We start from the raw sequence: 12,878 nt of genomic DNA on the forward strand, positions 1-12,878 counted from the left end.
ATGAGTTATGGTACATACAATTGAACAACAGTTTGTTGATATGTTAACTTATGAAAAACATTTTTCCACCCATACTTTAAATGCATATCAACTTGATTTGAATGAATTTAATGATTTTTTACAATCAGAACATTTATCTTTAGAATCATTTGAATATAAAGATGCAAGGAGATACCTTGCGTTTTTGTATGATAAAGGACATAAAAGGACGAGTGTTTCGCGTAAAATTTCTACATTAAGATCTTTTTATCAATATTGGATGAGTGTTGATAGCGAAATTCAGAATCCATTTATTCAACTTGTACATCCCAAAAAAGAACATCATTTACCAAGCTTTTTCTATGAAGAAGAAATGGAAAAGCTATTTAAAACACTTGATGATGGTAAAAAAACGAATATAAGAGATCGCGTCATTCTTGAGTTGCTTTATGCGACAGGTATTCGAGTGTCAGAATTAGTTCATATTCAAATGAGTGATATTGATTTGAATTATGCATTTGTCAAAGTGCTAGGTAAAGGGAATAAAGAACGTATCGTTCCTTTTGGAGAGTATTGTCAAAGTGCAATCGTTGACTATATTGAACAATTTAGAAGTCAGATGCATTTAGATCATGATTTCTTGATAGTGAACATGAGAGGTAAACCTATAACTGAACGTGGTGTTAGATATGCACTCAACGAAATCGTAAAGAGAACGCAAGGTGTGTATCATATTCACCCTCATAAATTAAGGCATACTTTTGCAACACATTTGCTAAATCAAGGAGCCGATATGAGAAGTGTTCAAAGTTTACTGGGACATGAAAGTTTATCAACGACAAGTCAATATACACATGTTACAAAAGATCAATTAAGAAAAGTATACTTATCAGCACATCCACGTGCGTAAAGGAGATTTGATAATGAGTTCTTCATTACATGCTACAACTATATTTGCAATAAGACATAATGGTCATTCTGCAATGGCAGGTGACGGTCAAGTTACATTAGGTGAGCAAGTCATCATGAAACAAACAGCAAGAAAAGTTAGAAGATTATATCATGATAAAGTTGTTGCTGGTTTCGCTGGCAGCGTTGCAGACGCATTTACTTTATTCGAAAAATTTGAAGTTAAATTACAAGAATATAGCGGTAATTTAACGCGAGCTGCAGTTGAGCTTGCTCAAGAATGGCGTGGAGATAAAATGTTACGTCAACTTGAAGCGATGCTCATTGTTATGAATGAGACGGATTTATTAGTCGTAAGTGGTACTGGAGAAGTGATTGAGCCAGATGATGGTATCATTGCTATTGGTTCTGGTGGTAATTACGCTTTAAGTGCTGGTAGAGCGCTTAAGTCATATGCACCTCATTTATCGGCTAAAGAAATTGCAGAAGCTTCACTTAATACGGCTGCAGATATTTGTGTGTTTACAAACCATGAAATAAAAGTTGAAGAAATATAATTGGAGGGGTTTAAGGTTGTCACAAAATCAATTAAAAATGACACCGCATGATATCGTTGATCGATTAAATGATCATATCATTGGTCAACAAGATGCTAAACGTAAAGTAGCAATTGCTCTAAGAAATCGCTATAGACGAAGTTTATTAGATGAACAACTTAGAAACGAAATCATACCTAAAAACATTCTCATGATAGGTCCTACAGGTGTAGGTAAGACTGAAATAGCTAGAAGAATGGCTAGATTAGTTGGTGCACCTTTTGTAAAAGTAGAAGCTACTAAATTTACTGAAGTAGGTTATGTAGGTCGAGATGTTGAAAGTATGATACGTGACCTTGTTGAAGTTGGTCGTCGACTTGTTAAAGAAGAAAAGAAAAAAGGCGTACTTGATGAGGCAACTCAAAAAGCTAATGAAAAATTAGTGAAATTGCTTGTGCCAAGCATGAAGAAAAAAGCACAAAGTAATAGTAATAATCCGTTAGAGTCATTATTTGGTGGACAATTCCCGAACTTCAATCAACAAGAAGAAGTTGAAGAAACACCAACTGAAGAGATAAAAACAAAACGTGAAGATATTAAAAAACAATTATTAAACGGTGAACTTGAAGAAGAAATCGTTAAAATAAAAGTAGAACAAGAACAACAAACGTTAGGCATGATGGGTATGGAAAATAACCCTCAAATGCAAGATATGCTTAGCCAAATGATGCCTAAGAAAAAAGTTGAAAGAAACTTGCCAGTTAAATCAGCACGAAAAATTTTAACAGATGAGATTGCGAATGAATTGATTGATCAAGAGTCAGTTAACGAAGAAGCAATTCAATTAACTGAACAAATGGGTATGGTATTCATCGATGAAATCGATAAAATTGCTGTGAGCAACAGTAATGGTGGACAAGATGTATCTCGACAAGGTGTACAAAGAGATATATTACCAATTGTTGAAGGTAGTGTCGTTCAAACGAAATATGGTTCAATTAATACTGAGCACATTTTATTTATTGGTGCAGGTGCATTCCATATGTCTAAACCAAGTGATTTAATACCTGAGTTACAAGGTAGATTTCCAATTCGTGTTGAATTAGATAGTTTAACTACTGAAGATTTCGTTAAAATATTAAAAGAACCGAAACAATCGCTTCTTGATCAATACAAAGCATTGTTGGAAACTGAGATGGTGACAATCAACTTTACAGATGAAGCCATTAATCGTTTAGCTGAAATTGCTTTTCAAGTTAACCAAGAGACAGATAATATCGGTGCAAGAAGACTGCATACTATACTTGAAAAAATGCTAGAAGATCTTTCTTTTGAAGCTTCAAATATGCCAAATGCAGTTGTAGATATAACACCTGAATATGTTAATCAAAAATTAGAATCTATTGCGACAAATAAAGATTTAAGCGCGTTTATTCTATAAAAAAGGAGAAAAAATTAAATGAGTTTATTATCAAAGACAAGAGAATTAAATACGTTATTACAAAAGCATAAAGGTATTGCTGTAGACTTTAAAGATATGGCTAAAACTATCAGTGATGTAACGGTGACAAACGTATTCATCGTATCAAGAAGAGGTAAAATTTTAGGTTCAAGTTTAAATGAATTATTAAGCAATGAACGTATTATCAAAATGTTAGAAGACAGACATATTCCTAAAGAATATACTGATCAATTAATGCATGTAGAACAAACGAAATCAAATATCGGTATTGAAGAAGTATTAACTGTATTCCCACCAGAAAATAAAGAATTATTCGTTGATAGTCAAACAACAATTTTCCCAATCCTTGGTGGTGGTGAACGTTTAGGTACATTAGTAGTTGGACGTGTATCTCAAGATTTCAATGACAACGATTTAGTACTTGGTGAATATGCAGCTACTGTTATTGGTATGGAAATATTAAGAGAAAAACATAATGAAATTGAACAAGAAGCTAGAGATAAAGCAGCAATCAATATGGCAATTAATTCACTTTCATATTCAGAAAGAGAAGCGATTGAACATATCTTTGAAGAACTTGGTGCACCTGAAGGTTTATTAGTTGCTTCTAAAGTTGCTGATAGAGTAGGTATTACAAGATCAGTTATCGTCAATGCATTAAGAAAATTAGAAAGTGCTGGCGTAATTGAATCTCGTTCTTTAGGTATGAAGGGTACATTCATTAGAATTAAAAAAGAAAAATTCTTAGATGAGTTAGGATTATCTAAATAAAATACTTGATGAACAGAATAAGATATGATATATTTGAAAACGGCTATAAAAGCCAAATTCACACATAATCACAAAAATTATGGATTGGTGCAACTTAACTAAGTTGTTTCTATAATAAGTGTTTATGGCGGAATAAAACCAATTAGGAGGAATTATCATGGCAGTTATCTCAATGAAACAATTGCTTGAAGCAGGTGTTCACTTCGGTCACCAAACACGCCGTTGGAACCCAAAAATGAAAAAATACATTTTCACAGAAAGAAACGGTATCTACATTATCGATTTACAAAAAACAGTTAAAAAAGTTGACGAAGCATACAACTTTATTAAATCTGTTTCTGAAGAAGGCGGTAAAGTATTATTCGTAGGTACTAAAAAACAAGCACAAGAGTCAGTTAAAGAAGAAGCTGAGCGTGCTGGACACTACTACATTAACCAAAGATGGTTAGGTGGTATCTTAACTAACTATAAAACAATCTCTAAACGTGTAAAACGTATTTCTGAAATTGAAAAAATGGAAGAAGACGGTACGTTTGATGTATTACCTAAAAAAGAAGTTGTAGAACTTAAAAAAGAATATAACCGTTTAATCAAATTCTTAGGCGGTATTCGTGATATGAAATCAATGCCTCAAGCATTATTCGTAGTAGACCCTCGTAAAGAGCGTAATGCGATTGCTGAAGCACGTAAATTAAACATTCCAATCGTTGGTATTGTTGATACAAACTGTGACCCAGATGAAATCGACTATGTTATCCCTGCGAACGATGATGCTATTCGTGCTGTTAAATTGTTAACTGGTAAAATGGCTGATGCTATTTTAGAAGGTCAACAAGGCGTTTCAAATGAAGATGTTGCTGAAGAGCAAAACATCGACTTAAACGAAACAGAACAAGCACCTGAAGAAGAATCAACTGAAACTACTGAAGCATAATTTCAAAAAGGTGATAAGGTTCTATAACTTATCACCTTTTTTTAGAAAGATTTAAGATAAACAATATATTATTTGAATAAATGGAGGAATTAGATTATGGCTATTTCAGCTAAACTTGTTAAAGAACTACGTGAAAAAACTGGCGCAGGTATGATGGACTGTAAAAAAGCTTTAACAGAAACTGATGGTGACATCGATAAAGCGGTAGATTACTTACGTGAAAAAGGTATCGCTAAAGCTGCTAAGAAAGCAGACCGTATTGCTGCAGAAGGTACTACTTTTGTTGCATCTAAAGGTAACGATGCAGTAATTCTTGAATTAAACTCAGAAACTGACTTCGTTGCTCGTAACGAAGGTTTCCAAAACTTAGTTAAAGAAATGGCTGATCATATTCTTGATGTTAAACCAGCTGATGTTGATGAATTAAACGCTTCAAAATTAGCTAGTGGTCAAACTGTTGAAGAAAAAATGAACGAAGCTATCTCTACTATTGGTGAAAAATTAACTTTACGTAGATTTACATTAAAAACAAAAACTGATAACGATTCATTCGGTGAGTACTTACACATGGGTGGACGTATTGGTGTATTAACTGTTGTTGAAGGTTCAACAAATGAAGAAGCAGCTAAAGACGTTGCTATGCACATCGCTGCATTAAACCCTAAATTTGTTTCTCGTGACCAAGTATCTGAAGAAGAATTAGCTCACGAAAAAGAAATTTTAAAACAACAAGCTTTAAATGAAGGTAAACCTGAAAATATCGTTGAAAAAATGGTTGAAGGTAGAATGCGTAAATATTTAGAAGAAATCTGTGCTGTTGACCAAGCATTCGTTAAAAATCCAGACCAAACTGTTGCTGAATTCTTAAAAACAGACGGTGGCGTGCTTGTAGATTTCGTTCGTTACGAAGTTGGGGAAGGTATCGAGAAACGTTCTGATAACTTTGCTGATGAAGTAAAAGGACAAATGAAAGGCAACTAAGATTGCTTTTTAGGAAGAAGACACGCTTTGTGTCTTCTTTCGTTATATATAAAGACCTAATTATAAGCATAGAGAGGGATCAAGATGACTAAGAATTCTAAATATAAACGCGTCGTATTAAAACTAAGTGGTGAAGCTTTAGCAGGAGATTCAGGGTTTGGCATTAACCCAGTCGTAATTAAAAGTATCGCTCAACAAGTGTCAGAAGTTGCTCAAATGGATTGCGAAGTTGCTGTAATCGTTGGTGGTGGAAACATTTGGAGAGGTAAAACTGGAAGCGATTTAGGTATGGATCGTGGAACAGCTGATTATATGGGCATGTTAGCCACTGTAATGAATGCTTTAGCATTACAAGATAGTTTAGAACAATTAGATTGTGATACTCGTGTATTAACTTCAATCGAAATGAAACAAGTTGCTGAACCATATATTAGAAGACGTGCGATTCGTCACTTAGAGAAAAAGAGAGTCGTTATATTTGCAGCGGGAATAGGGAATCCTTACTTCTCTACAGATACGACTGCAGCTTTAAGAGCAGCTGAAGTTGAGGCTGACGTTATCTTAATGGGTAAAAACAATGTTGATGGTGTTTATTCTGCTGACCCTAAAGTAGATCCTAAAGCAGAAAAATACGAAAGATTAACATATATTCAAATGTTACAAGAAGGATTACAAGTTATGGATTCAACTGCTTCATCATTCTGTATGGACAATGATATCCCACTTGTTGTATTCTCAATTATGGAAGAAGGAAATATTAAACGTGCTGTTCAAGGTGAAGAAATCGGTACGATTATTACAAAATAAACTTGAGGTGTAATTCCATGGCAGATGTTATTCAAGAAACGAAGTCAAAAATGAACAAAACTATTGAAAGTTTCAATAGAGATTTAGCTGGTATTAGAACTGGACATGCAAATGCAAATCTTTTAGAAAGAGTAAATGTTGAGTACTACGGTGTTCCAACACCTATTCAACAATTAGCAGGTATCTCAGTACCTGAAGCGCGTTTGTTAGTTGTTCAACCATATGACAAATCATCAGTTGATGATGTACTTAAAGCAATAAATGCTGCTAACTTAGGTGTTAATCCAACAAGTGATGGTACAGTTATTAGAATTTCAGTACCAGCATTAACTGAAGAACGCAGAAAAGAATTAGTAAAAGAAGCTAAAAAAGAAGCTGAAAATGCTAAAGTTGCAATTCGTAATGTTCGTCGTGATTCAAATGAAGATTTGAAGAAACAAGAAAAAAATGGCGAAATTACAGAAGATGATTTAAGAAATCAAACTGAAGAAGTTCAAAACATTACAAATGATTTCATCAAACAAATAGATGATTTAACGACTCAAAAAGAAAATGACATTTTGGAAGTTTAAAGATAAGAGCTGTACCAAATCAGACTTTGGTACGGTTTTTTCTTTATATATAACAGAATCACTCTTTTTGTGATAAAATGTATTACGATATGTTTAATTAATTTTACATATAAATTCGCGTTTGTTTGATGGAGGACGCTATGATAAAAAAGTTTATAAAGCAAAAACAACAAATAAATAATCAAGACAATGAATTATCGATACCTGAACATATAGCAATTATTATGGACGGAAATGGTAGATGGGCTAAAAATAGAAAAATGCCTCGTATAAAAGGACATTATGAAGGTATGCAAACGGTTAAGAAAATAACACGTAAAGCAAGTGATTTAGGTGTGAAATATTTGACTTTATATGCTTTTTCTACGGAAAATTGGTCGAGACCAGAAGATGAAGTGAAATATTTAATGAAATTACCTGTTGATTTTTTAAAGACTTTTCTACCTGAATTGATCGAAAAAAATGTTAAAGTCACAACAATTGGTTTTACCGAAGCTTTGCCGAAGCATACTAAAAATGCAATTGAAGAAGCTATCGAAAAAACGAAACATAATACAGGGCTAAATCTTGTGTTTGCGTTGAACTATGGTGGTAGAGCAGAAATTCTTAATGCTGTTAAAGAACTTTACCATGAAGTTGAAGAAGGCAATTTAACAATTGATGATCTATGTGAAGATAATATAAAGAAATATTTATTCACTTCAGATATTCCAGATCCAGAGTTGCTCATTCGTACATCAGGTGAAGAAAGATTAAGTAATTTTTTAATATGGCAATCATCTTATAGTGAATTTATATTTACTAAGACACTGTGGCCAGATTTTGATGAACAATCACTCATAGACTGTTTAAAAATTTATCAGTCGAGACAACGAAGATTTGGTGGGCTGTAAAGGAGATAAAAATGAAGACAAGAACAATATCGGCAATTGTTGCTATGGCTGTATTTCTTCCAGTCGTAATATATGGTGGATTACCCGTAATAGCGTTAGCGTATTTATTAGCGATTATTGCTTTAAAAGAAATTTTAAATATGAATAATTTATCAATTATTTCTATACCAGGTTTTTTGTCCACTGTTTCACTATGTATAATATTATTGCCTCAAGAACTCATTAATAACGATATAAGTGTTCAACTTAGACTTCTAATCGTTATGAGTTTCTTAATGTTGAGTTATACAGTGATGTCTAAAAATAGATTTAATTTTATGGATGCCTCTTTCTGTGTCATGTCCGTTACATATATCGGAATAGGCTTTATGTATTTCTATGAGACAAGAGAACATGGCTTACAATTTATCTTATTCGCATTATTATTAGTGTGGTTAACTGATACAGGTGCATATATATTTGGTAGATTATTTGGTAAACATAAACTTTGGCCATTAATTAGTCCGAACAAAACGATTGAAGGATTTATTGGCGGCATTTTCTCAAGTTTAATCGTTGCAGTTATTTTTGGACAATATTTTGATATGGATGTATCATTATGGTTATTAATTCCATTAACGATGTTATTAAGTATGTTTGGACAATTAGGTGACTTAGTAGAATCAGGGCTTAAAAGACATTTCGGTGTGAAAGATTCAGGGAATATTATGCCAGGACATGGTGGTATATTAGATAGATTTGATAGCTTTATCTTTGTATTACCACTGTTAAATCTATTCCTATTTCAATTGTAAATTGGGGTGAAGTCTTTGAAAAATATAGCTATTTTAGGAGCTAGTGGTTCTGTTGGACAGCAAGCATTAGATGTTATAAGAGAACATGCATCACAATTTAATTTAGTTGCATTTTCAGTCGGTAAAAACATTGCTTATGCACAGAATATAATTGAAGAATTTCATCCAGAACTCATATCTGTTCAAAATGAAGAAGATATAGATAAACTTAAACATTTAAATATTGAAATTGTACATGGGGACGCAGGTTTATTAGCAGTTGCAACATACCATAATACCGATATTTTATTAAATTCAATTGTCGGTAGTATAGGTTTAAGACCTACTATTGCAGCTATAGAAGCTGGTATAGATATAGGACTAGCGAATAAAGAGACTTTAGTTGCAGCTGGTGAACTTGTGATGTCAAAAGCTAGAGAACATAATGTTAACATTCTACCTGTAGATTCAGAACACTCAGCAATATTTCAATGTTTAAATGGTGAGAAGAAAGAACAGGTTAATAAATTAATCATAACTGCGAGTGGCGGATCATTTCGTGATTTAACACGTACAGAACTCAAATCTGTAACACGTGATGAAGCGCTCAACCATCCTAACTGGTCTATGGGGCAAAAGATTACGATAGATTCTGCAACAATGATGAATAAAGGTTTAGAAGTCATTGAAGCAAAATGGTTATTTGATTTAGATATTGATCAAATTGAAACTGTCTTACATAAAGAGAGTATTATTCATTCTATGGTTGAATTTAAGGATACGAGTGTGATTGCACAATTGGGTACACCAGATATGAGAACACCCATTCAATATGCATTTACATATCCAGAAAGATATACAAGAGATGCAGAAAAATTAAATTTAGCTCAAATTGGACAGTTGAATTTTAAAGAAATGGATTTCGATCGCTTTAAATGTATACAGTATGCTTATGAAGCCATTAAAATAGGTGGCACAATGCCCGTTGTTTTAAATGCTGTAAATGAAGTAGCTGTAAATAAGTTCTTAAACAATGAAATAACATTTTTGGAAATTGAAGACATGATTGGGGAAGCAATGAAAAACCATGAAGTTATTGAGCATCCAGATTTAGAAACGATTCTAAAAATTGATGCTACATATAAATCTAAGGATTACGGGGTGTAGGCGTGATTTATACAATATTAGCATTTATTTTTGTATTTGGACTATTAGTGACAGTACATGAATATGGACATATGTTCTTTGCGAAACGTGCAGGTATCATGTGCCCAGAGTTTGCCATAGGTATGGGACCTAAAATATATTCATATAAGAAAAATGAAACACTTTATACAATTAGACTACTTCCAGTAGGTGGTTATGTCAGAATGGCTGGAGATGGATTAGAACAAAATCCATTAACACCAGGTATGCATATCGCAATTAAATTAAACGATCAAAACGAAATAACACATGTTATTATGGATGATCAACATAAATTCCAACAAATTGAACATATTGAAATTAAAGATAGTGATTTCGAAAATGATATTTTCATTGAAGGTATTACAGCAAGCGATGAAGAAAGACATCATTTTAAAATAGCGAGAGAAGCTTACTTTGTTCAAGGTGGAGATTTAATACAAATTGCACCTAAAGATAGACAATTAATGTCTAAAAAGCCTTATCAAAGATTCCTAACTTTATTTGCAGGTCCGTTATTTAATTTTATTCTAGCTTTTGTTATTTTTATTGGGCTTGCTTATTGGAATGGTGTGCCAACGAATGAACCAGTTTTTGGAGATTTAGAAGACGGTGCTCCTGCACAAACTGCAGGTATTAAAAAAGGTGACGAAATTTTATCAGTAGATGGACAAAAAATTCAAAAGTTTACAGATTTACAACCTATTTTTAAAGAGAAGAAAACTGAACCTGTAGAAATTAAAGTTGATCGTGATGGTCAAGAAAAGACTTTCAAAGTAGCAGCTAAAAAAGATAAACTAGAAGTTAGTAAAGGTAAATATGAAACACGATACATTATCGGTGTTGCACAACCGACAGAACACACTGTGTTTGGTCCATTAATTGCAGGTATTGAAAAAACAATAGTGGCAGGTCAATTAATATTCCAAGCAGTTCTTGGCTTGATTACGAGCATATTCACGGGTGGATTCTCCTTTGATATGTTAAATGGACCTGTTGGTATATATAGCAATGTAGATTCTATTGTGAAGCAAGGATTTATTACATTAATGGGTTACACAGCGTTATTAAGTGTTAACTTAGGTATTATGAATTTATTACCTATTCCAGCTTTAGATGGCGGAAGATTATTATTTGTTATTTATGAAATGATTTTCAGAAGACCGATTAATAAAAAAGCAGAAATGGTTATGCTTTCAATTGGTGCTGTATTTTTAATATTTGTAATGATTATGGTTACATGGAATGATATTCAAAGGTACTTCATGTAGCTTATAGGAGGAAACTTATGAAACAGTCGAAAATATTTATACCAACATTAAGAGAAGTTCCTGCAGAAGCGGAAGCAATTAGTCATAAACTTTTATTAAAGTCAGGTATGATTAAACAAAATGCAAGAGGTATATATAGCTATTTACCAACTGCAAAACGTGTACTCAACAAAATTGAGCAAATTGTACGTGAAGAAATGGAAAAAATCGATGGTGTAGAAGTGCTTATGCCTGTGTTACAACAAGCTGAACTTTGGAAAGAATCAGGTAGATGGGATGCGTATGGTCCAGAGTTAATGAGATTGCACGATCGTAATAAACGTGAATTTAGTTTAGGACCTACACATGAAGAAGTTGTGACTTCTCTTGTAAGAGATGAATTGAAATCTTATAAACGTTTACCAATCACTTTATTCCAAATTCAAACAAAATTTAGAGACGAACAACGTCCAAGATTTGGATTATTACGTGGCCGTGAATTTATTATGAAAGATGCTTATTCTTTCCATGCTAATGAAGATTCATTAGATGATACTTACCAAGATATGTATCATGCTTATCATAATATCTTTACAAGAGTAGGTTTAAACTTTAGACCAGTACTTGCTGACTCTGGTGCTATCGGTGGAGACCACACGCATGAGTTTATGGCTTTAGCTGATATTGGTGAAGATACAATTGTTTATAGTGAAACAAGTGACTATGCTGCAAATATTGAAAAAGCTGAAGTAGCTTACACACCTAATCATGAACATACACCATTAAAAGATATAGAAAAAGTGGAAACGCCTAATGTGACGACAGCACAAGCATTAGCAGACTTTTTAAATGTGACTTTAGATAAAATTATTAAATCAATGATTCTTAAAGTTGATGATGAATATGTCATGATTTTAATTAGAGGTCATCATGAAGTAAATGATGTTAAGTTAAAATCATATTTCAAAACAGATAATATCGAAATGGCAACTGAGTCTGAAATCGTGAATATTTTAGGTGCTAAGCCAGGTAGTCTAGGACCAGTTAATGTAGACCAAATCAAAATTTATGCAGACAATTTCGTTCAAGATATTAATAATTTAGCTGTTGGTGCGAATGAAACAGGTTATCATTTTATTAATGCGAACGTAGATAGAGACTTTAAGATTGAAGCATATGGAGACTTTAGATTTATTCTTGAAGGAGAAGCATTACCGGGTGATTTAGGTACTGCTAAATTCGCTGAAGGTATTGAAGTTGGTCAAGTCTTCAAACTTGGAACGAAGTACTCTGAAAGTATGAATGCGACATTCTTAGATGAACAAGGTAAAGCACAACCACTTATTATGGGTTGTTATGGTATTGGTATCTCTAGAACATTATCAGCAGCAATTGAACAACATCATGATGATAAAGGGATTATTTGGCCAAAAGCTATTGCACCTTATGAAGTACATTTAATTGCGATTAATCCTAAAAAAGAAGAGCAACAAGCATTAGCAGATCAACTTTATGGTCAATTACAAAATAAATATGATGTCTTATATGATGACCGTAAAGAAAGTGCTGGGGTTAAATTTAATGATGCAGATTTAATAGGTTTACCAGTACGTGTTATGGTTGGTAAGAAAGCTTCAGAAGGTATCGTAGAAGTAAAACGCCGTGATAATTCAGAAAGTAAAGAAGTCCATATTGATGAATTAGATGAAGTACTTGCTACTTTCTATGATGCAGTAAAATAGACTGATAAAAACAACTAAATCTGATATAATATAAGATATTTAAAGAGGCTATTTAATGATTAGCCTCTTTTTCATTTTGATGAA

Annotated in this window: 13 protein-coding genes; all 13 read left to right on the forward strand. The window is 33.0% G+C overall.

All coding sequences use genetic code 11. From position 1 onward, the window contains the following. Nucleotides 1-7: 7 nt before the first annotated feature. The 13 genes from xerC to LQ679_RS07440 all read left to right on the forward strand — a co-directional run bounded on the left by xerC (nt 8) and on the right by LQ679_RS07440 (nt 12,794). Nucleotides 8-889 carry a tyrosine recombinase XerC gene (xerC, locus tag LQ679_RS07380; RefSeq protein ID WP_239762348.1) on the forward strand — a complete coding sequence of 294 codons (882 nt, stop codon included), beginning with the start codon at nt 8-10 and terminating at the stop codon, nt 887-889. Nucleotides 890-902: 13 nt separating this feature from the next. Further along, complete coding sequence (hslV, locus tag LQ679_RS07385) at nt 903-1,445, forward strand: ATP-dependent protease subunit HslV (RefSeq protein ID WP_037560086.1); 543 nt, start codon at nt 903-905, stop codon at nt 1,443-1,445. A gap of 37 nt (nt 1,446-1,482) precedes the next feature. Next, complete coding sequence (hslU, locus tag LQ679_RS07390) at nt 1,483-2,865, forward strand: ATP-dependent protease ATPase subunit HslU (protein ID WP_048542780.1); 1,383 nt, start codon at nt 1,483-1,485, stop codon at nt 2,863-2,865. An 18-nt stretch (nt 2,866-2,883) separates the two neighbouring features. Next, nucleotides 2,884-3,657, forward strand: a complete 774-nt coding sequence (codY, locus tag LQ679_RS07395; RefSeq protein WP_025905322.1) for a GTP-sensing pleiotropic transcriptional regulator CodY — start codon at nt 2,884-2,886, stop codon at nt 3,655-3,657. Nucleotides 3,658-3,814: 157 nt separating this feature from the next. Next, nucleotides 3,815-4,591: a 30S ribosomal protein S2 gene (gene rpsB, locus LQ679_RS07400; protein WP_025905323.1), complete on the forward strand. Its 777-nt coding sequence runs from the start codon at nt 3,815-3,817 to the stop codon at nt 4,589-4,591. Between the two features lie 93 nt (nt 4,592-4,684). Continuing rightward, complete coding sequence (gene tsf / locus LQ679_RS07405) at nt 4,685-5,572, forward strand: translation elongation factor Ts (protein WP_204253025.1); 888 nt, start codon at nt 4,685-4,687, stop codon at nt 5,570-5,572. An 84-nt stretch (nt 5,573-5,656) separates the two neighbouring features. Next, nucleotides 5,657-6,379 carry a UMP kinase gene (gene pyrH, locus LQ679_RS07410; protein WP_025905325.1) on the forward strand — a complete coding sequence of 241 codons (723 nt, stop codon included), beginning with the start codon at nt 5,657-5,659 and terminating at the stop codon, nt 6,377-6,379. A gap of 17 nt (nt 6,380-6,396) precedes the next feature. Further along, nucleotides 6,397-6,951 carry a ribosome recycling factor gene (gene frr, locus LQ679_RS07415; protein WP_037587780.1) on the forward strand — a complete coding sequence of 185 codons (555 nt, stop codon included), beginning with the start codon at nt 6,397-6,399 and terminating at the stop codon, nt 6,949-6,951. A gap of 140 nt (nt 6,952-7,091) precedes the next feature. Beyond that, nucleotides 7,092-7,844, forward strand: a complete 753-nt coding sequence (locus tag LQ679_RS07420; RefSeq protein WP_025905327.1) for an isoprenyl transferase — start codon at nt 7,092-7,094, stop codon at nt 7,842-7,844. A gap of 11 nt (nt 7,845-7,855) precedes the next feature. Continuing rightward, nucleotides 7,856-8,638, forward strand: a complete 783-nt coding sequence (locus tag LQ679_RS07425) for a phosphatidate cytidylyltransferase (protein ID WP_037587782.1) — start codon at nt 7,856-7,858, stop codon at nt 8,636-8,638. Nucleotides 8,639-8,653: 15 nt separating this feature from the next. Then, nucleotides 8,654-9,784, forward strand: coding sequence for a 1-deoxy-D-xylulose-5-phosphate reductoisomerase (gene dxr / locus LQ679_RS07430; protein ID WP_037587783.1), 1,131 nt, complete (start codon nt 8,654-8,656; stop codon nt 9,782-9,784). Nucleotides 9,785-9,786: 2 nt separating this feature from the next. Further along, complete coding sequence (gene rseP / locus LQ679_RS07435) at nt 9,787-11,073, forward strand: RIP metalloprotease RseP (protein WP_058611079.1); 1,287 nt, start codon at nt 9,787-9,789, stop codon at nt 11,071-11,073. A 17-nt stretch (nt 11,074-11,090) separates the two neighbouring features. Then, entirely contained in the window at nt 11,091-12,794 is a 1,704-nt protein-coding gene (locus LQ679_RS07440; protein WP_037587786.1) for a proline--tRNA ligase, read from the forward strand. Nucleotides 12,795-12,878: the final 84 nt, after the last annotated feature.

The organism is Mammaliicoccus sp. I-M35 (genome assembly GCF_022386455.1).
Taxonomy (GTDB): Bacteria; Bacillota; Bacilli; order Staphylococcales; family Staphylococcaceae; genus Mammaliicoccus; species Mammaliicoccus sciuri_A.